Source organism: Pedobacter jeongneungensis, from assembly GCF_000633455.1.
Classification (GTDB): domain Bacteria; phylum Bacteroidota; class Bacteroidia; order Sphingobacteriales; family Sphingobacteriaceae; genus Pedobacter; species Pedobacter jeongneungensis_A.
In genome coordinates, this window is record NZ_AYMG01000028.1 from 18,194 (window position 1) to 44,655 (window position 26,462).

Here is a 26,462-nt window from a genome sequence, read left to right on the forward strand (position 1 = left end):
ATTTGTTGCTTTTTGTTAAGGCAATTTACAAGTTTTGACAGAAAAACAAAAAGAACGTGACATCATTTAACAATTTAACCAGACAATTATCAATAACAATGGATATCCATTGTAGAATACCATATTATCAATACGAAAATAACTATTGATAAGTTGTTTTTGTTTTATAAAAACGCTGTTATAGTTGTTCCATTGAGATGGAAAATTTAAAATGGATGATGGAATTGAATTTCTTGCAGAGAGGCCTTAATTATCTCAACTCCTTAATGGTAGAATAATAAGGCCTAAAGGTTCTTTATCATTAAGAAATTAAGTACATTAAGGTATAATGATTTATGCTGGAGAAACCTTAATTATCTTAACTCCTCAATGGTCGAACAAACGAATGATGAAGATGAAATTTGATTAAGTCAAAATAACACTAGGCTTCGTTATAAAAACTTCGCAAAAACTGTAACGGAACATCAGACGGAGCTGACTTGTTACAGTATTCAATGATATCATTTAAATTAAAATGCCCGGATATCGATTCAAAGGTATCATCGTCTGAATCTTCGAAGCCCATGCTCCAATCGCTGAAAATACATTTATCATACTTGCCAATCTGTAGCAAAACAACCGACTCGTGTCGGGTATCATTCATTATCTTTTTATAAAGCTTACGTACAATTCTTTCATCACCTTCGAGTAATTGCATAAACCTGCCTTTGCTTTTAGTTATCTGCTGACCTTTTACATATAATAAGATACCTGTAATATCATTTTGTTTATTAAAGTCTCTGCTTTGGTTCAGCAAAATTTTTATCATGTCAGCATCAAACACCTCACTTTCTACGCTGCTGTAGATTAAGTAGAAAATCGATGTTATAGTTTTATTGTCTGGTTCCATACCACAATTATCATTAAAATATCTGAATTCTCGATTAATATTTTTTTCTAAAAAAAACCTACTAAAACACTGCTATACTACTTTAAAACAATAGATTATGATCAGCACCAAGGTTGCATAAAATCTTGATAAAACCATATAAGTATCTTTTATCAGGAGTGAAAAATATTTAAATACATGTCGTACGCTCTTAAAAATTATCATTAGTTATTCCGGTAAAATCTAAGAAAGTTTTTTTATCGTATATGCCGATAGGTCCAATAAATCAGATCAGGCACATGGCGTCTCTTTACCAAAGGCTTCTACTCGTATTTATTCTAATCATCGCTTTTGCGGGAAGAATAGCAGTATCTGCCATTGCAAATCAGAAGTCTCCTCAGGAAACGGTAAAAGAAAACAGCAGCAAATCAGAAAAATCTGATGCCAACGAAAATGAGGGACAGGCAGAAGAAAAAATCAAATTGGAAGATTTCATCATCCATGGCTTAACAAACATTGATTTTCTAAGCATAGTCAGTGCTAAAACTAAATGGTTTGCCGGTGATTATAAGCTCCTTAATTGTACCCTACAAGCATTAGAATACCCACCCAAATAAGCCTCAGCGCCTAAATCCACAATTTTCTTAATTAAACATTAAAATCATGATTAAAACTAAACACTTAATCATAGTGGCCTTATTGGCTATTATGACCCCTATTCTATTTTCTGCATGTAAGAAAGACAGAAATAACGATCCGGAACAAGAAGTCCTTACACCCGGGCCTGATGTTAATTTCTATGCACTTACTGCAGATAGCAAATTATTATTGATCAATGCGAAAAACCCGAATTCGGTAACCTCACAGGTAAGCATTTCGGGCCTGCAGACCGGAGAAACCATTTTAGGGATCGATTTCCGTCCTGCTACTGGTCAACTTTATGGCGTAGGCAGCACTAGCCGTTTATATGTAATTGATCCGAAAACAGGAACAGCAAGGTCTATTTCTACGGCTCCATTTACGCCTGCAATCAGCGGAACTTCTGTAGGTTTTGATTTTAACCCCACTGTAGATCGCATTCGCCTGGTTACTTCATCAGGCCAAAACCTGCGTTTAAACCCTGAAACAGGAACTGTAGCTACCACAGATGGTACTATTAATGGCATAACGAATGCTAAAGTAGCATCGGTTGCCTATACTCAAAATAAAGCCGGGGCAAGTACCACTGCACTTTTTGATATTGATATTGCAAATGATAAACTGCATAAACAAGATCCACCAAATGACGGAAAACTGGTTGAAGTTGGAAGTCTGGGTTTTGATGCAGAAGATATTGGCGGCTTCGATATTAACCCTGATGGTACAGCAGCATTAGCCGCACTAACTGTTGGCGGTAAATCTGGTTTATATGCCATTGATTTAAATTCGGGCAGAGCTTCAAAAATCAGTAATGTAGATCAACAGATTACCGGGCTTGCTATCCCTACCGAACCTGTTGCTTATGCTGTATCAAACAATAATGAATTGTTGATTTTTAATCCAGCTGCTGCAATGCCAACCTTCGTGGTAAAAGCAATTACAGGTACACAATCTGGTGAAAACATTTTAGGTATCGATATGCGCCCTGTAAACGGACAGCTTTATGCAATTGGAAGTACCAGCAGGATTTACACCATTAATGCTTCTTCGGGTGCTGCTACAATGGTTGGAGCCGGACCTTTAGCTACTTTATTAACAGCTACTCAAATCGGATTTGATTTTAATCCAGTGGCAGACAGGATTAGAATAGTGGGGAACAACGGGCAAAATTTCAGGATAGTGCCAACGGATGCTACCCTGGTTGTAGACACACCTATTTCGCTGGGTACAGCAACAATTTCTGGTGCTGCATATACAAACAATTTTACCGGTGCAACTACAACCATATTGTTCGACGTGGATTCTACAACAGACCGTTTATATAAACAAGATCCACCGAATGCCGGAACTTTGGTTGATGTAGGCCCATTAGGGATAAATATTGAAGCAAACAGTGGTTTCGATATTGGTGGCACCAGCGGACTTGCCTATGGCATATTTACCGTTGGTGGTGTGCAGAAATTATATAGTGTAAATTTAACTACAGGTGCAGCTACTGCAGGAGCAACCATAAGCACAGCGGTTAGAGGTTTTACACTTGGGTTAGGTTTCTAAGCCGCTCCCTTCATATCATTAAAAAGCAAAAGCCTTTCAATCCTGAAAGGCTTTTGCTTTAAATAATGTTTACGGTTTCTACTAAGAATTAATCCGCTTTGGTAAAAGTAAAACTTTAGTAATTAGCTATATGTTCTGATTCACATTATGAGCAAATAATGATAATTACATTAAAACAGGATTAGAATGGTTAATTTTTGGTTAATTGTCCGAATCGGTTAACTGATCCACCCCTTCCCCCGCAACTCGATGCCCTATGGCTTGATCGATTAATTGTTTAATATGTTATCGACTCCAAACTCATCTATCAAACTCCCCTAAACTATTTCAATCGTTAGAACTGCTTTACAATAAAGATAAGCTACAATTACGTAATATTAAAACCACACAAGCCGTGTAATAATTTTACATTAGTATAGATAAGGTATCGGAATTAGGTTATTGGGCATCAATACTTTGTATGGTGAGCTGTAGAACTATGCTTTGGTCATATCCTAAACAAGACTTATCACAATAATGATCAGATAAATAACCTAAATAAATCACTAACCAATTAATTAAAAAACTGATGAGAAATGCAACAAAAACATGGCTTGGCACATTGCTGGCCCTTACTGTTCTTTATTCCTGTAAAAAATCGGAAATGAATCCTGAACAGGAAACCGATCTATTTGAAGGCAAAAAAAAGGAAATGGCCGTTAGCTCGCTTATTGCGGGTACCTCCTTCAGGGTGGTGGGTTATATGCCTTCGTGGGCCGGAGCTGTTAACCAGATTCAGTTTAGCAAACTTACCCATGTAAACTATGCTTTCGTACTGCCAAATTCAACTGGTGGATTGCAACCTGTAGAAAACCCTTCCAAATTGCAAAGCCTGGTTAGCTCCGGGCATGCCGCAGGTGTAAAAGTGCTTATAGCCGTTGGCGGATGGAATAATGGGAATGATAGTGCTTTTGAAAGCCTGGCTGCGAATTCAACCTACCGAACCAATTTCACTAATAATATGATCAGTTTCGTAAGTCAGTATAACCTGGATGGGGTGGATATTGACTGGGAGTATCCAGATAACGGAAGCTCGGCCAATAACTATACACTCCTGATGCAACAGTTAAGTACAGCATTGCATAACAACGGAAAACTGCTTACCGCAGCGGTAGTTTCTGAGAATGGCGGAAGTATCCAGAACGCCGTTTTTACTGCGGTTGATTTCCTTAACCTGATGGCTTATGATGGTGGCGGTGCTAACCACTCTACCTATAATTATGCGGTAAACTCCATCAATTATTGGCAAGGCAGAGGACTTTCTGCGGCTAAAACTACTTTAGGTGTACCTTTTTATGGCCGCTCATCTTCTTCATACCTTGATTATAAAGATATTCTTGCTCAGGGCGGAAGTCCAAATTCAGATACCTTTGGTAATATTGGCTACAACGGCATTCCTACCATCAAAAGTAAAACGAACCTGGCATACGACCGTACCGGTGGAATCATGATCTGGGACCTGAACGCGGATGCTACAGGGGGTAATTCGTTACTTAGCGCCATTAATGAGGCCATAATTGCCCGCGTAAATAATGGCGGATCGAGTATTCCTTACGGTACGGTAATTTCGCTAAAAGGTTTCAACAACAAATATGTGAGTGGACAAAACGGTACGGCTGCTATGACCTGTAACACCACCACAGCCACATCTACTGAACGCTTTACCGTTATAGATGCCGGCGGCGGTAAAGTGGCTTTAAGAAGTATGGGTAAATATGTATCATCAGAAAACGGCACACAGGCTGTTACGTGTAGCCGTGCCACCATCAGCGATTGGGAAAAATTCGACTGGGTGGTTGCAGCGGATGGCAAAATTGCTTTTAAGGGCAACAATGGAAAATATCTTTCGAGCGAAAATGGTACACAAGCCATGACTTGTACCCGTGCTACTGCTTCTGGCTGGGAGTACTTTTCTAAAAACTAATGATAAAACAAGCTAAACTTAACTGCCTTCTATCTAATCGTAAATTCATGCGGAATCATTCGGTTCCGCATGAATAATTTCGAAAAACCCACATTAATTTATTATTATCAGTTTATTAATCTGGCTCAGAATGCCCTATAATTGGCTGTTTTATACCCCATACATGCAGATCTGGTTCTATAGCTTTGATAAGAAAATAAAACAAAGCCATGAAAACAATATTTGATGAAACTGTTCGGATACAATTGATTGACCGGATTGAGACCCTTAATAAAAACAGTGTTGCTTTATGGGGAAAAATGAACCTCTACCAGATGTTGAAACACTGTAGAATATACGAAGAAATGATGTTGGGCAAAAATAAATATCAACGTGTATTTTTAGGCAGGCTGTTCGGGAAAATGGCACTCAAAGAATTTACACAGGATGAAAGTCCAATCAAACAGAAAACGCCCACCCTTAACCAGCTTAAAGTCAAAGAAAAAAGCGGTGATATAGAAAGCGAAAGAAAAAAATGGGTTGCCTTGTTGAATGAATATGCAAATCCTCCAAAGCATGAAATTGTACATTCCTTTTTTGGTAAACTAAGCCATGAGCAGGTTGGCCAGCTGGTTTATAAACATACCGACCATCATCTCCGTCAGTTTAATGTTTAGAAAAACCGATAGCAGGATTTCTTTATTTTCTGAAAGCCAGATTCCTTTTAATACGGCTAAGCGTTTCGGGTGCAATTCCGAGATATGATGCAATGAGATGCTGGGGTATACGTTCAATGATCTGCGGATTCGATTCAGCCAGTAAGAGATACTTTTCTTCGGCACTATGCGTAATGGAACTCATCAATCTCCGCTCTTTAGTAACTAAACTATTTTGATAAAGTATGCGGAAATATCGGTCCATGATAGGAACAGCTATTGTTAAAGCATCATAATCGGCCCGCGAAATCATAAAGAGTTCCGAATCTTCTATCGCATCAATATTAAACAGGGCAGGCTCACCTGATAAAAAGCTATTGAAATCAGATAACCACCAGCCTTCCCATCCAAAAATACTCATATGTTCGTCACCTTTGTCATCTACATTATAAGTGCGAAGGAGCCCTTTGCACACAAAGGTAAGGTGCTGGCAAACATCGCCTGCTTGCAGCAAATACTGACGCCTCCTTAATTTTTTAGGCGAAAAAAAGGTTTGTATTTCCGCCCGGTCCTTATCTGTAAGCGCAACTTTTTCCTCAATATGTTTGAAAAGTACATTAATCATGGGCGAAATAATCTTTACTGTAGGCAAAGATAAATTTTTCATTGTAAGAACACTCATTGTTGATTTCTTGATCCAGATCAAGTTCATTATCTGATCCAGGTCAAGTATGGATTACCTTAACAGGACTAATTTTGCTTAAAATTATAACATCATGAGTAAAATAGCATTAGTGGTTGGCGCAAGTGGTATAACCGGAAGTAACCTGGCCGAAAGCCTGATTTCAAAAGGCTGGGAAACCTATGGTCTGGCCCGGACACCAAATACAGAAATTGGGCAGCTTAACCCCGTTGCGGCAGATCTTTTAGATATTACCAGCCTTAAATCAGCCTTAGGCAGTATCGCTCCTACCCATGTTTATATCACCACCTGGATGCGCAACGATACCGAAGCTGAAAACATCAGGGTAAACAGTTTGATGGTTCGTAATCTTTTAGATGTGCTATCAGAAAAAGGATCGGTTGAGCATGTTGCATTGGTAACCGGATTAAAACACTATCTCGGTCCATTTGATGCCTATGCCAAAGAAGGTTTTTTACCTGAAACACCTCTAAGAGAAGAACACCCCAGGCTAGATCTTGAGAATTTTTATTATGCACAGGAAGACGAAGTATATGCCGCAGCAGCACGCGACGGTTTTACCTGGAGCATCCACAGGCCACATACTGTTATTGGTAAAGCAGTTGGTAATGCCATGAACTTAGGAACTACACTGGCCGTGTATGCCTCCATCTGCAAGGAAACAGGTCGTCCGTTTAAATGGCCGGGCTCAGCTGCACAATGGAATGGCCTCTCTGATGTTACCGACGCCAGGGTATTGGCCGAACACCTGATCTGGGCTTCTACCACAGATGTAGCCCGTAACGAAGCTTTCAATGTGGTTAACGGAGATGTGTTCCGCTGGAGCAGGTTATGGAAATGTATAGCAGCTTATTTCGATATAGAAGCTGAAGGATATAATAATAAAATACAACCTTTGGAGCTAGAAATGGCTAACGATTCTGATATCTGGAAACAGATTGCGGAGAAATATCACTTAAAAGAAACAGACTTGAGCCGTTTGGCATCAGCCTGGCATACCGACCTTGATTTGGGGCGACCAATTGAAGTGATGACCGATATGTCGAAAAGTAGAAAACTAGGGTTCACTGTTTTTCAAGACACCGAGGAATCGTTTTTTGACTTATTTAAAAAACTAAGTGCAAAGAAATTAATTCCTTAAATACTATCACTAAGGCGCAAGTGAAAAATGCATAAATCGATTATGATGATTGATTTATGCACCATCATATATAGAATTATTGAACAGAACGCGATAACCAGCAATAAAAGCCACACAAAAGACTAATTAAAATTACAAAAATTAGGGTGGTTTCACGCTACATAACGAATGTTAAGATGGTTAACTTTAGTGTAACCAATCTAAAAAACCAAACATCGTTATGAATTATTTTTATCTAAATCCCAGAAAAGAGCAAACGCTTTTTATTGAGGACAAAACAGACCGCGATTCGGTAATTAAAAATATTGTCGACCTAAGAAAGTCGTTATCATCCAAAGATGGAATCCCTGAAAAAAAATTGACAGGAAACCTCATACTTGGAACCTGGAATATCAGAGAGTTTGGCAATACCAAGTATAATGGCAGAATGCGTGAGTCGCTATACTATATTGCAGAGGTTATTTCCCGGTTCGATTTGATCGCCATCCAGGAAGTGCGCGATGATTTGACAGATTTTAACAACATTTGCAAAATACTGGGCAACGACTGGGGAAGCTTCATAAGTTTGGTAACCGATGGCGTTTCGGGTAACCGCGAAAGAATGGCCTTTCTTTATGATAAACGCACCGTTTCGTTTAAGAACGTAGCCGGACAAATTATTCTTCCGGGCGAAAACTATAAAAATGCATTTGCAAGGGCACCTTATATGATACGTTTTCAGTCAGGATGGCTAAAATTCGATATCTGTACGGTTCATATCTACTATGGAAAAGCCTCAAAAACTTCAGATGAATACAAAAGAAGGGTAACAGAAATTGAAAACTTGACCGGGTTTCTGAAAAAGAATTATATAGAGAAAGAACGTTCAAATAACCTGTTCGTACTTGGCGATTTCAATATTGAGGATACATTAAGTGATACCTACAAGGCAGCAACATCCTCCTCATTTAAGATTCCTGATGCGATACTCAAGAATAAACTTCCGGGTAGTAATGTAAAGCAGGATAAAATTTACGATCAGATCTTATACTATAATAAATTCAACGACATCACCTTTAAGAATGCAGGAATTTTTGACTTCTACAAAACGGTTTTCAATAATTTTGATACTTACAAAGATCGGATAGCAAAACATATCAGCGCTCCGGTTATAACCGATAAAGAATTTAATGATTTCAAAACATATCAAATGAGCGATCACCTGCCATTGTGGGTCGAAATGAATACGGACCATGCAGAAGATTACCTGGGCATGATCATCAATAAACAGGCAGATAAATAATATAATTGTCTGTCATGACACATTAGACTGATATGAATTTTGGTCTTAGCTTTAAGCTAAGACCAGTTTAGTTTAAGCTTGAGAATGTTAGCAGTAGGAATAAATAAGGTAAACAAACCATTTTGTTATGGCCCCGTTGTTTTTATCTTTGTAAACAATTCGGTATATCCTACCTTATCCATCTTATAGAAAAACATTAAACTAATTAAATCACATATCTTATAATGTCTGACGAAAAAATAATCTTTTCAATGGCAGGTGTAAATAAAATTTACCCGCCACAAAAACAGGTTTTAAAAAATATTTACCTTTCATTCTTTTACGGTGCTAAAATCGGGGTAATCGGTTTAAACGGTTCTGGTAAGTCGTCCCTTTTAAAAATTATTGCCGGTTTAGATAAATCTTATCAAGGCGAGGTGGTTTTTTCACCGGGTTACTCTGTTGGTTATTTAGCACAGGAGCCGATCCTGGATCCTGAAAAAACCGTACGCGAAGTTGTGGAAGAAGGTGTTGCCGAAGTAACCGCCATTTTAAAAGAGTACGAAGAAGTGAATGAAGCTTTTGGCTTAGAAGAAAACTATTCTGATGCTGATAAGATGGATAAGTTAATGGCCAGACAGGGCGAACTTCAGGATAAAATTGATGCGTTAGGTGCCTGGGAAATCGATTCGAAATTAGAAAGAGCGATGGATGCCTTACGTTGTCCTGATCCTGAAACTAAAATCGGAGTATTATCAGGTGGTGAGCGCCGCCGTGTAGCCATGTGCCGTTTATTGCTTCAACATCCTGATGTATTGTTACTGGATGAACCTACCAACCACTTGGATGCCGAAAGTATCGATTGGTTAGAGCAGTTTTTACAAAATTACGAAGGAACCGTTATTGCTGTTACCCACGATAGGTATTTCCTGGATAATGTTGCGGGATGGATTTTAGAGTTAGACCGTGGCGAAGGTATTCCATGGAAAGGAAATTACAGCAGTTGGTTAGATCAAAAAGCAAAACGTTTATCTCAGGAAGAGAAAACCGAGAGCAAACGCCAGAAAACTTTGGAGCGTGAGTTAGAATGGGTACGCATGGCCCCAAAAGCACGTCACGCAAAATCTAAAGCACGTTTAGCCAACTATGATAAATTAGCCTCAGAAGATGGCAGAGAAAGGGAAGATAAATTAGAACTATTTATTCCCGCAGGTCCTCGTTTGGGTAATGTTGTCATCGAAGCAACGAATGTAACCAAAGCTTATGGCGACAAAATATTATTCGATAATTTAAACTTTTCATTACCTCCGGCAGGTATTGTGGGTATCATCGGCCCCAATGGTGCAGGTAAAACCACTTTATTCCGTTTAATTACCGGACAGGAAGAGGCAGATGCAGGTACTTTCCGTGTTGGTGAAACTGTAGAGCTGGGTTATGTGGATCAGATGCACAATGACCTGGATGCCGATAAAACGGTGTACGAAAATATTACCGATGGTTTAGACAATATACAATTGGGTACTAAAGCGGTTAACGGACGTGCTTATGTATCGAAATTCAACTTCAATGGCGGCGATCAGCAGAAAAAAGTAGGCATTTTATCTGGCGGAGAGCGTAACCGTGTACACCTGGCGATCACGTTGAAAAAAGGTGCAAACGTATTGTTACTGGATGAGCCTACCAACGATATCGATGTAAATACATTACGTGCATTGGAAGAGGCTTTAGAAAACTTTGGCGGTTGCGCGGTGGTAATCAGTCACGACAGGTGGTTCTTAGATAGGATCTGTACGCACATCCTTGCTTTCGAAGGCAACTCTGAAGTTTATTTCTTTGAAGGTAACTACTCAGATTATGAGGAAAACCGCAAAAAACGTTTGGGTGATGTTACACCGAAACGCATCCGGTATAAAAAACTAGATTAATAAAAAGTCCCGATAAAAATCGGGACTTTTTTGTTTGAGAGACGTTATTTTGAAAAGATTCTGTTACCTGTCACGTTGAGCCCGTCGATACGCCTTGCAATTAATTAACTGGCTCCTTCGACAGGCTCAGGATGACAAAACTATATTTATAATACACCCCTTATCTAAACTATTATATAGATGGTTGAAATGGTGCTGGTCTTTGGTTTTCTTTCGCTTTGCGTTTTCCTCTGAAAAAGAAATACAGGTTGATGAACAGCATAATCCCTAAGTAAATGGCAAAACCACCTATTTTAGAACTTAGTGCCTCAACTAAACTGCGGTAATCGTTTGCACTTATTGTAATTTTCATAATCAACAATGCGAAACCGATATTAAGCAGGTAAAAGCCTGTTTCGAAAAGTTTATTGGTGGCATTCGCGATTTCCTCCCTTCCTTTAAAAATATCCAGCATATATATCTTACTGTTTTTAAACAGCGTTTTTGAAACATAAAAAGTCAGAAAAAGTGCAATTGGTAAATAAACTGCATAGCCGATTAAAATTTTTGTCGTTTCCATAATGAAAAGTTTAGGTTGTTATTTTATTAATTTATGTATGGTATTGGTAAGCAAATAGATATTTAAATAATGAAGAACAGACAGGATGCACACAATGGTGGCCACTTTTATTGCCATTACTTCTACCAACTGTTGCGACGAGCGGATCGTTTCCCAGCCTACCAAAGTCATGGCACAATAGCCAATGTTTACCAGGTAATAAGAAACCAAAAGGGATTTATTAATCTGTTGACAGAGGTCCAAATGATCGGGAATAAGTTCGGCAACAAAGATATTTCCGTTCCGGTAACAGATCTTCCCTACCACCACAATGATGAATACGATAACCGTTATAAAAATGCCATATCCAAGTATATTGTAATCCATAACAAAGATTTTTCAATTATACAACTTTCAGTAAAAAATGAAAATATAGACTAAAAAAATAAGCCTCTTTTAAGGCATTTTGTAAATCTTTCTATCTCATTTCCCTTTCACGATGTAAAGCTAAATTAAATTTATTAAACTTTCAAATATTATTGAAAATTCACAAAATAAAAATAGATCCCGCTATCCGAGCGAAGCGAGAACCACGAATTACTTAGTCAAGCTAAATTTATCGAGGCAGATCTCTCCACTCCGCGTTGCTTCGGTCGAGATGACAACGTTTCTTTTCATAGAAAACACAGATTCTTTTTGCAGCATTCTAACCAATGAACTATTGGCTGACGACCTTTCTAAATCTGTTAATGGTAGCGGAGTCGAAAGGCATTAATAATGATTTTTTATTCACTGAGTACTTCTGCGCCACGCCAACCAATGAACGAATGGCTAATGAACCAATGAACTTTCAGCCACAGATTCACAGAAAACACGGAATACCCACGCGTTTGTCACCCTGAGGGATAATTTATTTTATAAAAATCAATATAAATGACAGAAGAATCTTAGCGCAATGATAGGCCGCCAAATTCGTCATTGCGAGAGGGCTTTTTCAGCCGACGAAGCAATCTTTCTAACAAGGATCGCTAGCAGGAAAGATTGCTTCGTCGTTCCTCCTCGCAATGACGACCTTTCTAAAGCTGTCAATGGTAGCGGAGTCGAAAGGCATTAATAATGATTTTTTATTCACTGAGTACTTCTGCACCACGCCAACCAATGAACCAATGGCTAATGAACCAATGACCGTCTAGCGCCTGTTTTTCAGTGCTTTTTTAATGGCAACATCGGTTACGCCCTCCATTATTTTGTAGCCAGCCAGGTTGGGATGAACACCATCAACCGTTAATTCGGGCCGTTGCCCCTTACGTTCATCAACCAATGGTGTCCAGTAATCTAAAACGGTATAATTTTTCTCCTTTGCATAAGTAGCAATCATTTCATTTAAAGAAACAATAATCTCAGCAGGTTCAATGTTTTTGTTCCATGGGTATTGGTAAACAGGTAAATACTTACACAGTATTACTTTAATGTGGTGTACTCGGGCCAGTTCTGCCATTGATTTAATGTTGTTCATAATCTTTTCGTTCGTTACGTGCCCTGTATTGCCCGAAATATCATTACTTCCCGCCAAAATAATCACTACTTTTGGTTTAAGGTTAATCACATCCTGTCTGAAACGGATCAGTAACTGCGGCGAAATTTGTCCGCTTATGCCCCTATCCAGGTAAGCATTATTGTTAAAATATTCAGGATCTTTTTGCTTCCAGAATTCGAAAATCGAACTCCCTAAAAATACCACCCGCTTTTCTTTTCGGTTTGGGGGCGGCAAAAGCTCGTTCTCTTTCTGGTATTTAGTAAGGGCCGCCCAATCATCGGCAAAGTTTTCTTTTTTAGGTTTATTGTTTAAAGAATCTGTTTTCTGAGCCTGAGCAAACAAACTGCCTGTAGAAATCAGCAAAATAAAAATCAAGAATTTACTTTTCATCGGATATTTAATAGGTAAGCGGGCGAAGTGCTAAACTAAATAATTTAGGCTTACTTATTTTATTCGTCGCCATTAAAGTTACCATTCGTTTTGCTTTTTCTATTCCCAAACTGGCTTAGGTTATAACTCAGGGTAGCCTGTACAAAGCGGCTGATAAACCTCGTTCTGTTCTCAGAGATGGAGTTATTGGTAATGCTGGTACTAAAAAGTGCCCCCTGGTTAAACAGATCGTTCGCCTGGACAGAGAAAAGCAGTTTATTACCTTTAAGAAAGGAAGTATTTAATCCCATATTCACCAATAAAGGGTTTCCGGCATATAAACTATAACCAAAATTTAAACTTTTAGAGGCCGATGCATTTACCCGAAATCGCTTGCTGGGAATCCAGCTGGCACTTCCGCTTAAAGCCAAAACCTGCACATTTTTAATGTTCTGGTTCATTACAGAATAAGTATTAGAGCTGAAACTATAGGATGCGCTGGTATTAAAAGAATATTTTTTCTCGTTGAGGTTAAACCTGAATGCATTCGAAACATTAATGCCGCTACTCCTATTTAATATATTATCGGTATAAAAAACATTGTGGCTGTAAGCTATATTTCCATTTATAGATAAGGACAATTTGTTGTCAAGCATCCTTTTGTTGAAAGAATAATTTCCGCCCACATTATAAATACCATTCACATTTTCGTAGGTAGTTTGTTGTTTTAAACTGTTCAACGTATCCCTGAGAAAAACCGTATTACTTACCACACTGTTAATGGCAAAAGTACCTGATAAACCAGCCATAATACTCAATCCAGATTTTAGTCCGAATTTGTTATAACTCAGATCGGCCGTGTGGCTCGATGTTGCTTTCAGATCAGGGTTACCAATAATCAGATTCTGTACATCGTTATTGTTCCTAACCGGTTGCAGTTTGTTAAAATCGGGTGAGTTGGTGTAACCATTGTACCCAAAGCTTAGATTTCCATTGTCTTTAATCTGGTAACTTAAATTAGCCGATGGCGAAAAATTCAACTGATAATTTTTAAGTTCCTGTCCGGTATTCTGATATTTACCGATAATGATGCTCGGCGAAAAATTAAGCCCAAAATTATAACTGATCTTGTTGCTATTGGTATTGTAACCGACACTGATGTTCTGATTGATAAAATTGGAAACATAATCCTGCCCCAGCGAATCCACTACAAAACGGTTCCCAAACGGATTGGTAACTGTGGTGGTTTGCAAGTTCTGGCTCCTGCTGACCGAAAAACGGTAGGAAAAATTGATAAAACTGTAGCCGGTACTATCCTTCGCTTTTTTTAAGGAATTTGAAAACTGAATGTTCCCGCCAAAATTAGAGCTTGAAGTATTATTTTCTACCAAACGATTTAATAACGAATCTTTAACCAGTACATTAGTGGTTTCGTTGTAGTAACGGATAATATCATTAATCGTACTGTTGGTATTTCCACCGTTGGTTCCAAAATTAAAGCCCATGGAAAGTGAGCGTTTGTTATTGGCCAAACGCCTCGACCAGTTAATGCTGCCGTTAAGATTTGGATTGCTGTTACGTGAACCTGAATTAGAGCTCAGGTCCTGCTTAATATATCCGGTTTTATTAGAGGTAGAAAAAGCATCATTTCGGGTATCTGCTAAAGAGCCAGCCAGTGAGGCATTGAAATAGTTCTTTTTTGTAGCACCGTTTAAACCGAGGTTAATATTATTGTTTAAAGAATTCGATTTACTCGCACTTTCCCTTAAATCATAAATGGTTCCCTGTGGGTTAAAGGTTTCGAGGTAATTGCTCTGAATGGATTTGTTAGTACCGTTACTAAAATTATAACTCCCGTTAACGCTAAATTCTTTCGAAATTTTATCCCTGATGTTACCATTTAAACCTCCGTTATTCATTTGGGTAAATTCATTGTTGGTAATACCATAGCGACCGCCAAAACCGATCTGTTTTGTTTTTTTCCAAATACTGCCATTAACACCTAAATTATGCGCGTTATTAGTAGCCGAGCTCATGTTCATCCCACCAAAAACACCCTTATCCATACCAGGTTTAGTAACCAAATTCAGCATTTTTTGTGGTGTGCCGGTTTTGATGCCGGTAAAATTAGCTTCATCACCATAATCATCTATTACCTGAAGTTTGGCAATAATATCTGCCGGCAACTGCCTGATGTAATCTTCTACATTACTGGTAAAAAAATCTTCACCGTTAACCCGCAGCTTGGTCATTTTTTTCCCCATTGCCGTAACAGCGCCTTTATCATCAACCTCAATGCCCTGCAATTGCTTAAGCAGATCTTCTACTTTATCATTTTCCCTTATGGTATAGGCGCCGGCATTGTATTCGATGGTATCTTTTTTGATTTTAATGGGATCCACTTTTACTTTCACTTCTACATCTTCCAACTTGATGCTTTCGGCCCTGAGCATAATGGGATCCAGATCGGAGCCTTTTTTCGAAGATTCAATTTCGTAAAGTGATGCATAAGGTTTATAACCCAATGCCGTAATGCTAAGGTAGAATTTGTTGTGGCTTACTTTTAGAAATGTAAAATTGCCCTTCGAATCCGCATTTGCACGAAGGGTATCTTTATCAGTAATCAATCGGATACTTACACCCTCAATGGGCTTTTTTAAAGAATCGATTACTTTGCCGCTTATTTTAAACTGAGACTGAGCGAGAGCGTTAAAGGAGAAAGTAATCAGTATAAAAAATAATAAAAAGCATAAATTATTGCTTTTTCTCATCCCTCGGACCTCTTTTATAAATTACCAGACCATTTAAAAAATTACGCAGGATCTGATCGCCACAAGGTTTAAAATTCTCATGATCTTCATTCCTGAAAATATCGCCCAGTTCTGCTTTGGTTACCTTAAAGCCAACAAGGTCGCAAATGGTGATAATATCTTCTGTTTTTAATGATAAGGCTACTCTTAATTTTTTTAATATATCGTTGTTGCTCATGCTTATTTTAATGATGGGATGATTAAATGAGTGAGTGTTTAAAAGTTGGAATGTTTAATGTTGCAAAATGCTTAAAACTTTTAATTTGGCTATCCAGACTTCCGACTGCGGACTCCAGACTTCTCTCTAACTCGCAATTTCTAATTTAAGTTTTTTCCCTTTAATTTTTTCGCCGCTTAAATCTTTTAACAGTTTTTCTACTTTGCTTCTTTTAACGGCCACATAACTGGTGGTATCTTTAACTTCGATCAATCCAAGATCTTCTTTTGCCAAATTACCCTTTTGCAAAAATAAACCCACGATATCAATCTTATTAATTTTATCTTTTTTGCCATGGGCCAGGTATAAAGTTACCCAATCGCTTGCTTCGGGCAGTTTATACTTGTCTGATAGAACTTCTTCTTCAATGTCATCAGGTAAATATTTATAATTTTCTTCAGTAGTTAAAATGGCATAAGCCGTTCCTTTGGCATGCATACGTGCGGTTCTGCCATTGCGATGAATATAAGCATCTTCGGTATAAGGCAATTGATAATGCACAATATGCTCTACCTCGGGGATATCAAGGCCGCGGGCAGCAAGATCGGTTGTAATTAAAATCCTGTGACTGCCGTTTCTAAATTTTAACAAAGCCTTTTCTCGGTCGAACTGCTCCATACCGCCATGAAAAACATCATGCCCTAAGCCATTTTCAAAAAGCAGATCGCTAATGCGGTCAACAGTTTCCCTGTGATTACAGAAAACCAATGTATTTTTATCGCCTATTTTACTTAATAGCCTGAAAAGATAATCCAGCTTTTCATCAGCCGGGGTAGTTATTTTTTTGAGCTTTAAATCTGGCTTGGCTTCTACATTCTTTGAAAAATCGACTTCAACCGGCATCTTGATTTTCACAAAACCAGGAATCTCATCCATTTTAGTTGCCGAAGTTAATATCCGTTGCTTTAAGGAAAGAAGTGAGCCGATGATATAAGACATATCATTTTCAAAACCGAACTCCAGCGACTTATCAAATTCATCCAAAACCAAAGTTTCGATAAAAGATTCGTCAAAATTCTGATGTTCCAAATGATAAGCGATCCTACCTGGCGTACCGATCAAAACTGCGGGTGGATGGGCAAGGTTATTTTTCTCTATCCTAACGGCATGACCTCCATAACAGCAGTTTACTTTAAAAGAAGTACCCATTTGTTTAAAAACCTGCTCAATTTGCAGGGCAAGTTCTCTCGAAGGCACCAAAACCAAAGCCTGAACGCCCTTAACTCCGCTTTTTAAATTGGAAAGTAAAGGCAATAAAAAGGCCAACGTTTTCCCTGAACCCGTTGGCGCAATCAATATTACATCTTTACCGGTTTTAACTGCATGTAAAGAAGCTTCCTGCATCTCGTTAAGTGCAGAAATATTTAATTTTTTTAAAGCATTTTCTATCATTCCGCCATAAAGGTAATCATTTCTCTTCAGGGCAAAAACCAGGCTCCTGGTTAAGGTTTAAAAAACCTGTTTCTGAGTTTGCGTAGGGTAGAAAAATTTAACGTCTTATCTAACAACATCAGCATATTGCCGCGTTTAGACATTGATGACTGCACTTTTTCATTAACGGCATCAACTGATGATAAAATCCTGTCAGCCAGTTCATCCGCAAATTTATTGGCCCTGCTATTTTGTAATAATTGAAGTTCTTGAATTAGTTCTGCTCTCATAATTAAGAATTTTTAATGAATGTACTCATATTTAACGACCCTATAAATGATTTGTTTCAATAATTTAAAGACCGATCTGAAATATTATCACTAACTTGTTGATAACTAACTTTTTGTTAGCAAATAAACAATCTACACTTAACACATATTTAATTTATAGCACTTATTTTTATAAAAACCTGATTACCATTTGTCCCAAAGGGGATTCCTTTGGAATTAACCTCAAAAAACATAATGTATGACGTGGAAAAAATTTAGTGGCGAAGTTATTCAGTCTTCAATCCTCGAAGAAGTAGAAAAAGCGATTATCAGAGAAACCGAAAACGGTTTTAAACTTAAAGTTTGTATCGGAACCGATTCCCAGGTAAAAGGCGCAACAACGGATTTTGCAACCGTAATTGTATTGTTAAGAGAACATCATGGTGGTTTTATGTACATCCACCAGGAGAAAAGCACACAACAGGTAAGCATTAAGGAAAGAATGTTGATGGAAGTGCAAAAATCGATCGAAACAGCTTATTCTATCTGCGATTTACTTGATATTTATGATGTAGCACTTGAAGTACATGCCGACATCAACACCAGTCCATCCTTTAAATCAAACAAAGCGCTAAATGATGCCATGGGTTATATTTTAAGTATGGGCTTTATTTTCAAGGCCAAGCCAGAAGCATTTGCCAGCTCTACCTGTGCGGATAAGATGGTGCATTAGGATGGAAAATGTGGGATGTAAGAGGGATGATGGAGTTAGTCCGGAACTCAGAGGTACTAAGCCTAATGCCATCATTGCCAATATCATTTAGCTAAACATCAGTTGTTGTCAGTCTGAGCCTGTCGAAGACCTTTTTTAGTCAAAAATAAAAATAACCTGTTCTTTGACAGACTACCATTGACAGCCCCATTAATGCGGTCGTCATTGCTTCGTCAGCTGAAAAAGCCTTTCTTGCAATGACGACCTCTTGCAGACTAGCATTTGTCAAAAAAATCTGTCCCTGGTATTGATTTTTATAAAATAAATTATCCCTCAGCATGACAATATTTTTTTTGTTTTCTCCTTAATGGATTCTTACCTGCACGGGAATGACGAATCTATAGCGACCAACGCTGCGATCTTTGCGTTTCCCTTTGCAAACTTTGCAGTTAAATCCGCAACAAAAACGCATCTTTACTGTTGTCTTTTTAAAACAAGTAATGAAAACTTACAGATTAGAATTTACGCAGAAACTTCCAATAGATTTAGATACTGCATGGGACTTTTTCTCTTCGCCCTTAAACCTGGCAGAAATTACTCCAAAAGACATGACCTTTGATGTTACCTCGCCAAATATGGCCAATACCAAAATGTATCCTGGTTTAATTATTACTTACAAGGTCTCCCCTCTTTTTGGAATTAAGTTAAGTTGGGTAACCGAAATTACGCATGTTAAGGATAAAGAATATTTTATAGATGAACAGCGTTTCGGCCCTTTTGCCTTTTGGCACCACCAGCACCATTTCGAAAAAATAGATGGCGGAGTTTTAATGCATGATACCTTACACTACAGCATCGGCTGGGGACCGATTGGCAGCATCGCAAATGCAGTAATCGTAAACAATAAAATCAACGAGATTTTTAAGTTCCGTTATCAAAAGGTTGAAGAATTATTTGGCAAGTTTTAACTTAACGCTACTACCACTTTTTAGTAGAAATGGTTTCTGTTTTCTTTTTGGCTTTTTCTGCCTTATCAGTAGCTAAATACTTTTTAAATTCATTACCAAACTTCTCTATTTTATTATAGGTGCTGTTTACAACATCTTTCCATGCACCTGCATTAAGTTTACCAGGAGCAAGCTCTAGTGGCGTGCCTATTTTAGTTGTGGCAACAAAATTCCCATAACGATCGCGCTGATATGGAATATACAACAGATCGGTTAACCAAAACCTGTATTTTCCATTACGTGCTTCAAATACAAAATTATAGCTCACTTCGCCACTTGGATGCCCGGCAACTAAAATGGTTTTGTCGATTACCATAGTTCCTTTTGCCAAAATAGAAGTATCAGTAATGCTTTCTGCCTTCATCGATTTTTTATAGGCCACATTAACAAAAGATTTTGCCCTTTGCAACAAGGTATCTTTACTCAACGATTGAGAATCTACCACTTTATAGTAAATAAATTTACCGTTATCATCTTTGGAAAACTGTTTTTGCTGGGCAGAAAGATCAATTGAAAAAGCGACTAAAAAAATTAGAATAATGTATTTCATTAGAATGGATTAATGTACGAACCGAATATTTAAAGGTACTAAAAAGCCGTCCCGATTTTACATTAGGACGGCTTAATATTTGAAAATTTATTCCTTAAAAAGCGTAAACTGCGGCTAAAGAAAACTGACCAGCGTTTGGCGCAATTGCACCACTTTTATTAAAGAAAGGCTTATCACTGTTATGATCTAATCTTACCTCAGGAATAAAAGTTAAACCACCTGATTTAACATTGGCAGTAAGTGTTAGCGCTGTAGTAGAAGTAGCGGCGGTAGTACCGTAAGCTTTAGCTTTAAAATACTCACCTCTTAAACCTATGGTAACGGCATCAGCTACTGCATACTGAGGATATAGTGCAGCACCTGCATAACTCCCCTGTACTGAACTATCTTTAATATCATAATTAGCAGCATTTAAACCCAATTTAAATTCCTTTGTAATCTGATAAGAAGTAGTTAAATCTATAATGGTACCATAGCCACCGTAACCAGCACCCGACAAAGCATTGATATAAGCTGTCCAGCCTTCAACCGGCGCTACCATTAACTGACCTCCAATTGCCGAAACACCGCGTGTTGCACTGTAAAGGTTCCAATCGTTAAATAAACCAGCCATTAAACTTACTTTATCGCTGAATTTGTAGGTTGCTTTAATACCTGCATTCTGGAATGGACCATTTGTAAATAAGTAAGAAGTAGAATAGTTGAAGTTACCAACAGGAGAAATTACTTCATAACCTATAAATGTACCCATGTAACCAGCCGTCATCGAAAATTTATCAGTAAAATCGTAGTTAACGTATAAATTCTGGATATTGAATGACGAATTGTTAGCCGCAGCATCAGGAATAGACTGCGATTGTCCCCTCGGACCAAAAGACAACTCTCCAACAAATGAAGCTTTACCTGTTTTTTTCTTCAAAGCAATATCAATCATGCCCAATGAAACCGAATTGTGATCAGTTACAAAAGATGTTTTCCCATTCAATGGATTCTTTGCGAAATCATATTTAAAATACGTATCAACCGACCCTGAAATTTCAAGTGGTGATGTGGTGGTCTCTTGCGCCAGGGCGCAGCTTGCGCTGGCCATTGCGAAAATAGCAGTTAAAAGTTTCTTCATGTTTGAGCTTGATTTGAGTTTAGATATTATAAAATCCTTAAGAAATTGGTTCTGTTAAGGGACTGTTTCTTTCGATATAGATCGCTCTTTCTTCAACCAACAAGGTACCTTGCGAGTATTTCTCATCGTGTTGAGAAGCATCTAATCCTAATTCTTCTTCTTCTTCAGAAACCCTGATCGGATTGATAAGATTTACGAATTTGAAAATAACGAATGATACCACAAAACTGAAGATGATTACAATTAAAGCACCTTTTAACTGCGTAACGAAGAAAGCAGGGTTACCATAAAATAATCCATCAGCACCAGCCGCATTTACTGTTTTTGTAGCAAAAACACCTGTTAACAACATCCCAACGATACCGCCTACACCGTGACAAGGGAAAACATCTAAAGTATCATCTAAACTGGTTTTTTGTTTCCATGAAACCACAAGGTTAGAAATAACCGCAGCGATAGCACCGATAAATATACTTGATGAAATGCTTACAAAACCAGCACCTGGAGTAATGGCTACTAAACCAACCACAGCACCTATACAGAAACCTAAAACCGAAGGTTTTTTACCTCTTGCTACATCAAAGAACATCCACGATAAACCAGCAGCACCCGCAGCAGTATTTGTAGTTAAAAATGCAGAAACAGCTAAACTGCCGGCGCTTAATGCAGAACCTGCGTTAAAACCGAACCAACCGAACCATAATAAACCTGTACCGATTAATACGTAAGGAATATTTGCAGGTGGAACTTCTTTATGCTCTAAGTGAGATTTTCTGCGTTTTAAAACCAATGCACCAGCTAAAGCGGCCATACCTGCAGAAATGTGAACTACGGTACCACCGGCAAAGTCCAATACACCCATTTTAAACAAGAAACCTTGTGGATGCCAGGTCCAGTGTGCCAAAGGCGAATAAACGAAAATGGCAAACAACACAATAAATAAGATATAAGATGTAAAACGGATACGTTCTGCAACCGCACCTACCACTAAACCTGGGGTAATAATGGCAAACATTAACTGGAACACTGCAAATAAAGAAAGCGGAATAGTTAAGTCTGCACCGCCCTGAAGGTGTGGCGCACCAGAATTTACACCTTTAAAGAACAAAAATGTTGATGGATTTCCGATAAAACCGCCAATGGTATCGCCAAAAGCTAAACTAAAACCAACAACTGTCCATAAAACGGTAATTACTCCTGCAGCTACCACACTTTTAATCATGGTAGATAATACATTTTTACGGTGAACCATACCGCCATAAAAGAATGCAAGGCCTGGAGTCATTAAAAATACAAGTGCTGCTGCGATTAAAATAAACGCAATATCAGGTGCACTGTATTTGCCTTCGTCAAAATTCGGTAGAAGTGGAATAAATAGAGCGAAAATCGCGACGATCATCAAGATCGCGAAAGGCGCAAACTGTTTAAAGGAGAATTTACTCATAGTTTTTAGTTTAATTTGTTAGTATTATTTAAATAATGGGATTTTTGGTTATTTATTTTTATAAAAATACGACATAATGTATTTTTTACACTATTAAATTGGAATATTTTAACAAAAAACAGTAATTTTTATAAAACAACACAAAAATTAACCTCAAAAATAAAAATAACAAAAAAAACAGCCGATTTTAATGCAAGTTTTTAATAAAAACAAAACACCCCGTTAAATACATTTTATACCATTTTACCTAAAATTTATAATAAATTAGCTAAAAAAATATATAAAAACAGAAAAACCAGTGAAATTTCACTGGTTTTTCTAAAATTTATAATAAAATTTAATTTTTCTATGAAAAATACTCAGAACCCTGAATCACCCCTCTTTTTTCTATTTCTTTATCCATATAGGTCTGAATTGCCGATTTATTTAGCCCCCAATTGGGTGCAATTAGTAAATCCCAGTCCGAAATCCCAAAAAGTCGCTGTATTACAATATCCGGACGTAAAAGAGGAATCAATTCGCACAGTAAATCAGTATACTCTTCTAAAGAAAAAAGTTTAAAGGGCTCTTTTTTATATTTTGCACCCATAATAGATCCTTCAACCACATGTAAGTGGTGAAATTTCACAAACTTAATCTGTGGAAAACGGTTAATTTCATGAATATAGCCACGCATCTGCTCACGGGTTTCCCAGGGGAAGCCAAAAATGGTGTGCACACAAAGATCGAGCTTACTATCTTTTAAGAGTTCTACTGCAGCAACAAACTCGCCATGACTGCAGCCCCTGTTAATCTGATCGAGGGTTTCATCATAAATAGATTCCATGCCCATTTCTAAATCCACATCAAAACGGTCGGTATAACTTTCCAACAAAGCTACTTTTTCGGCATCAATACAATCAGGCCGTGTACCCACCGCAAAACCAACAATATCTTCGGTATTGACAGATAAAGCTTCATCGTACATCATCTTTAAATAATGTACCGGCGCATAGGTATTGGTATTGGGCTGAAAATATACAATGTACTTATCAGCTTTGTAAGATGTTTTCGCCCTTAACATGCCCTCTTCGAGCTGATCTTTAATATTCGGGTTTTTACGCGAAGGCTCCGGCGTAAAAGAATCTACATTACAATAGGTGCATCCGCCAAATCCTTTACTGCCATCGCGGTTAGGGCAGGTAAAACCACCATCCACAATTACCTTAAACACACGCTGCCCCTTATACTTTTCGCGCAGATGTGTTCCGTAATTCTTATAACCTTTTATACCTGAATCTACTAGTGTTCCCATTTGCTGCAAAAATACGGTTTTTGTTTGAGACGTAAGATTGGAGAGGTGAGATTTGAGATATTAGACATGAGATGTGAGATTGGGCATACATTTAGTGGCTAGCAACTAAAGCTGGTTAAATTTTGAAAGATTTATTTTGAACTACTTTTATCTCATTTTAGAGAGGTATGTGTCTGCATCCTTGTTTCCTAATTGTTTAGCCTTCTGTAAATGTATTATCGCATTTTTGGTATCTTTCTGCAGATCATAAACCACACCTAAATTGAATTCTACCCCTGAATAATACCCAACCAGTTCATTTTCACCATTTTCTACATTTAAAGCTTGTAGAAGATGATATTGGGCAGATTTCAAGTCGTTGAGATGCAATTTACATTCCCCTAATAAAGCATGTGCTACCGGAAAACCATTTTCTATCGATGCCTCAAAATATTTGCTGGCTTCCGCATATTTTTTTTGATCATAATACTCAAGCCCTTTATCAAACTGATCTGTTCCTTTACCTGATTTCAATTTTTGATTTAGCGCGGTAATATTTATCTCATCATTAGGGTTGAATAAAATCTTATAGCCAACAAACATCATGAATGCGGTAAATAAGACTCCAAATATGATCAGCTTATTACCTCTTAAAGGTTGTTTTTTTTCCATAGCGGTTTAATAAATAGCAATTAGTAAAATAAATATTCCGATTAATATATAAGAAGCATTTGACAACTTTTTATGAAGGTCATTTATATACCTATAATTCTTTTTAAACTCGTCAGCACAAAAAACAAATGTTAATATCAAGGGTATGGTAAGATATAAAGTTTGGTTATTAACAGTAAAAGAAATTATTTGAGCTACTTTTTCTAACGCATTTGGCCTATGATCTGTTATATAATAAAGACGTTTGTAGTGCTTTATCAATCCAAAATGATCAGCTGATACTGCAAGGTATATTGAGTCTGCTTCTTCAACTTTTTTCAGATTGAGAAATAGATTTGAAAGGCAAAAGTTCTTAAATGACCGTGAATAATTATTTTTTTTAACGTCCGATATATTTAATGTAAAACTAAATTTGCCATAAGTCCCGCTGCTTTTTTTTTGAATGTGAATATCTTTTTTAGCGAAAGAAATAACAGTTGCGTTTTTAAGATTTAGGAAAAGAAATAAAAAAAAAATTACCCAGCTTATTATTACCAGTAAAGGAAATCTGTAAAATTTATACCAACTCATATATCTGTTTCGATTACATTTATTCCGGCTTTGGCTTTGGCTTCATCGTTAATCATTGCTTTAATATAGTCTTGAATTTCATCTTTTACAAATGGATTGGTAATATATTTATACAAATCTGGTATAAGGCCTAGTAAAAATCCTTTCCAATCTTTAAAAGTATTTGAAGCACCCTGTCCTACACCTTTCATAGCTTCACTTCTTGAAAGCCTAGACCATTGATTATTAGTAGTTACATGTTGTATTTGTCCATCGGAATAACTTCCTGTCTCATCAGAAAAATGTGTGTTTTGATTATAACTTCTCTCCGATTGTGGATTATTTCCCTGAATGGCATTGGGATCAACACTGGAATAAGTTCGTGTCTCTCCATATTCTTCTATATCATTTAGCCTGACATAATCCTGAGCAACATAAGTATTAGATCCAGATACGTTTTGCTTGCTCACCTCGTGACCTTTACCAGCGGCATCAACAACTTTTGTCCCCTGATCTAAGGCTTTTTCACTTTTGTATGTCTCATGATTAGCAATTTTTTCATTTATGACAGTAATATCAGTTTCATAGCCGTCAACCTGCTCTTTTACACCAGCATATTCATATGCATAATCTTTACCCTTACTTAAAACAAAATCTGCACCATACGCTCCTGAGCCCCCAAGTATAGTTAAACCAACATATTCGGCTAGTGCAACCTTACCAAAAGTGGCTAAAATAGTAGATCCTGTACTAAAAGCGCCTACTATTCCCTGAAAGGCTCCCCCTGCAACAAAAGCAGAAGCCATTACAAGCCCAACATCTGTTAGCGTTTTTTTTCTTTTCAGATCAATTGCTTCATCTGCGGCTTTTTCCGAATAAAATATCATTACTTGACCGCCAAAAAAACAGCCAACTTTAGAGCTTTCTATTAATGCTTTTTTCTTTTCGATTAAAACTTTTGGGTGAACAGGTGCCCAATCACTGCCCGAAGTTAACAACGCACAAATACAGGGCATGAAACCTGCACCCAACCCTAAGGCAGCCCCACCTGCTGCCCCTCCAGCAGCTATAGCCCCTATAATAAGTGCCCCTGCTACGCCGCCGGTTGCCACTGTTGCAGCCGCAATAAGCCCTGCTACTATTGCACCGATTATTGCCCCCGCAACAACCATCTTAGCACAATTAAAATTCCCTCCCATGCGATCATCTATTGTTCCTGCTAGGCGCCCACCTGCAATTTTTATAGTAGATTGACTTCCTACTTTTAACTGCTGCTTAGACATGCCATCGGAACACACTAAATAAGTTTGATCGGGTACATATATCTTAGCCATA

The 26,462-nt window shown here is 37.7% G+C and carries 24 protein-coding genes; 9 read left to right on the top strand and 15 right to left on the bottom strand.

Going from position 1 to position 26,462, the window contains the following annotated elements:
- Window positions 1-421: 421 nt before the first annotated feature.
- Complete coding sequence (locus U859_RS0122990) at window positions 422-889, bottom strand: BLUF domain-containing protein (protein WP_025145629.1); 468 nt, start codon at window positions 887-889, stop codon at window positions 422-424.
- Window positions 890-1,167: 278 nt separating this feature from the next.
- On the opposite strand from U859_RS0122990, the gene U859_RS0122995 reads away from it, so the two are divergent.
- The 4 genes from U859_RS0122995 (at window position 1,168) to U859_RS0123015 (ending at window position 5,680) form a co-directional block, all read left to right on the top strand.
- Window positions 1,168-1,485: a hypothetical protein gene (locus tag U859_RS0122995; RefSeq protein WP_162800020.1), complete on the top strand. Its 318-nt coding sequence runs from the start codon at window positions 1,168-1,170 to the stop codon at window positions 1,483-1,485.
- Between the two features lie 46 nt (window positions 1,486-1,531).
- Window positions 1,532-3,061, top strand: coding sequence for a DUF4394 domain-containing protein (locus U859_RS0123000; RefSeq protein WP_029986087.1), 1,530 nt, complete (start codon window positions 1,532-1,534; stop codon window positions 3,059-3,061).
- Between the two features lie 568 nt (window positions 3,062-3,629).
- Entirely contained in the window at window positions 3,630-5,024 is a 1,395-nt protein-coding gene (locus U859_RS30615; RefSeq protein ID WP_025145632.1) for a glycosyl hydrolase family 18 protein, read from the top strand.
- Window positions 5,025-5,233: 209 nt separating this feature from the next.
- The gene (locus tag U859_RS0123015) at window positions 5,234-5,680 is read left to right on the top strand and encodes a DUF1569 domain-containing protein (protein ID WP_025145633.1); all 447 of its coding nucleotides are present in this window, start codon (window positions 5,234-5,236) and stop codon (window positions 5,678-5,680) included.
- Window positions 5,681-5,702: 22 nt separating this feature from the next.
- On the opposite strand, the gene U859_RS0123020 is transcribed toward U859_RS0123015, so the two are convergent.
- A complete protein-coding gene (locus U859_RS0123020) occupies window positions 5,703-6,326 on the bottom strand; it encodes a Crp/Fnr family transcriptional regulator (protein ID WP_240183087.1) in 624 nt (207 codons plus the stop codon).
- Window positions 6,327-6,435: 109 nt separating this feature from the next.
- Here U859_RS0123020 and U859_RS0123030 point away from each other — a divergent pair, with 109 nt between their 5' ends.
- From U859_RS0123030 to ettA, 3 genes are all read left to right on the top strand, one after another.
- On the top strand, window positions 6,436-7,503 hold the full coding sequence (locus U859_RS0123030) for an SDR family oxidoreductase (protein ID WP_025145635.1): 1,068 nt from the start codon (window positions 6,436-6,438) through the stop codon (window positions 7,501-7,503).
- A 220-nt stretch (window positions 7,504-7,723) separates the two neighbouring features.
- Window positions 7,724-8,785, top strand: a complete 1,062-nt coding sequence (locus U859_RS0123035) for an endonuclease/exonuclease/phosphatase family protein (RefSeq protein ID WP_025145636.1) — start codon at window positions 7,724-7,726, stop codon at window positions 8,783-8,785.
- A 224-nt stretch (window positions 8,786-9,009) separates the two neighbouring features.
- Window positions 9,010-10,689, top strand: a complete 1,680-nt coding sequence (gene ettA / locus U859_RS0123040; protein ID WP_025145637.1) for an energy-dependent translational throttle protein EttA — start codon at window positions 9,010-9,012, stop codon at window positions 10,687-10,689.
- A 172-nt stretch (window positions 10,690-10,861) separates the two neighbouring features.
- Here ettA and U859_RS0123045 read toward each other — a convergent pair whose 3' ends face one another.
- The 7 genes from U859_RS0123045 to U859_RS0123075 form a co-directional block, all read right to left on the bottom strand.
- Window positions 10,862-11,248, bottom strand: coding sequence for a hypothetical protein (locus U859_RS0123045; protein ID WP_025145638.1), 387 nt, complete (start codon window positions 11,246-11,248; stop codon window positions 10,862-10,864).
- Between the two features lie 18 nt (window positions 11,249-11,266).
- Window positions 11,267-11,614: a hypothetical protein gene (locus tag U859_RS0123050; RefSeq protein ID WP_025145639.1), complete on the bottom strand. Its 348-nt coding sequence runs from the start codon at window positions 11,612-11,614 to the stop codon at window positions 11,267-11,269.
- A gap of 802 nt (window positions 11,615-12,416) precedes the next feature.
- Window positions 12,417-13,154 (bottom strand): GDSL-type esterase/lipase family protein, encoded by a 738-nt coding sequence (locus U859_RS0123055; RefSeq protein ID WP_025145640.1) that lies wholly within the window; start codon window positions 13,152-13,154, stop codon window positions 12,417-12,419.
- Between the two features lie 59 nt (window positions 13,155-13,213).
- Window positions 13,214-15,904, bottom strand: coding sequence for an outer membrane beta-barrel protein (locus U859_RS0123060; RefSeq protein WP_025145641.1), 2,691 nt, complete (start codon window positions 15,902-15,904; stop codon window positions 13,214-13,216).
- Entirely contained in the window at window positions 15,888-16,121 is a 234-nt protein-coding gene (locus U859_RS0123065) for a DUF1456 family protein (protein ID WP_029274124.1), read from the bottom strand. Before U859_RS0123065 ends, U859_RS0123060 begins: the two co-directional genes overlap by 17 nt.
- 126 nt (window positions 16,122-16,247) lie before the next feature.
- Complete coding sequence (locus tag U859_RS0123070; RefSeq protein ID WP_025145643.1) at window positions 16,248-17,552, bottom strand: DEAD/DEAH box helicase; 1,305 nt, start codon at window positions 17,550-17,552, stop codon at window positions 16,248-16,250.
- 50 nt (window positions 17,553-17,602) lie between these two features.
- A complete protein-coding gene (locus U859_RS0123075) occupies window positions 17,603-17,821 on the bottom strand; it encodes a hypothetical protein (RefSeq protein WP_025145644.1) in 219 nt (72 codons plus the stop codon).
- Window positions 17,822-18,059: 238 nt separating this feature from the next.
- Here U859_RS0123075 and U859_RS0123080 point away from each other — a divergent pair, with 238 nt between their 5' ends.
- Window positions 18,060-18,533 (top strand): ribonuclease H-like YkuK family protein, encoded by a 474-nt coding sequence (locus tag U859_RS0123080; RefSeq protein WP_025145645.1) that lies wholly within the window; start codon window positions 18,060-18,062, stop codon window positions 18,531-18,533.
- 479 nt (window positions 18,534-19,012) lie between these two features.
- Complete coding sequence (locus tag U859_RS0123095; RefSeq protein ID WP_025145647.1) at window positions 19,013-19,480, top strand: SRPBCC family protein; 468 nt, start codon at window positions 19,013-19,015, stop codon at window positions 19,478-19,480.
- A 10-nt stretch (window positions 19,481-19,490) separates the two neighbouring features.
- On the opposite strand, the gene U859_RS0123100 is transcribed toward U859_RS0123095, so the two are convergent.
- The 6 genes from U859_RS0123100 to U859_RS0123130 form a co-directional block, all read right to left on the bottom strand.
- Entirely contained in the window at window positions 19,491-20,069 is a 579-nt protein-coding gene (locus U859_RS0123100; protein WP_025145648.1) for a DUF4468 domain-containing protein, read from the bottom strand.
- A 94-nt stretch (window positions 20,070-20,163) separates the two neighbouring features.
- Complete coding sequence (locus U859_RS0123105; protein ID WP_025145649.1) at window positions 20,164-21,189, bottom strand: porin; 1,026 nt, start codon at window positions 21,187-21,189, stop codon at window positions 20,164-20,166.
- Window positions 21,190-21,226: 37 nt separating this feature from the next.
- Complete coding sequence (locus U859_RS0123110) at window positions 21,227-22,633, bottom strand: ammonium transporter (protein WP_025145650.1); 1,407 nt, start codon at window positions 22,631-22,633, stop codon at window positions 21,227-21,229.
- A gap of 346 nt (window positions 22,634-22,979) precedes the next feature.
- Entirely contained in the window at window positions 22,980-23,927 is a 948-nt protein-coding gene (locus U859_RS0123115) for a TIGR01212 family radical SAM protein (RefSeq protein ID WP_025145651.1), read from the bottom strand.
- Window positions 23,928-24,074: 147 nt separating this feature from the next.
- Window positions 24,075-24,578 (bottom strand): tetratricopeptide repeat protein, encoded by a 504-nt coding sequence (locus U859_RS0123120; protein ID WP_025145652.1) that lies wholly within the window; start codon window positions 24,576-24,578, stop codon window positions 24,075-24,077.
- Between the two features lie 566 nt (window positions 24,579-25,144).
- Window positions 25,145-26,461 (bottom strand): PAAR-like protein, encoded by a 1,317-nt coding sequence (locus tag U859_RS0123130; RefSeq protein ID WP_025145654.1) that lies wholly within the window; start codon window positions 26,459-26,461, stop codon window positions 25,145-25,147.
- Between the last annotated feature and the right edge of the window lies 1 nt (window position 26,462).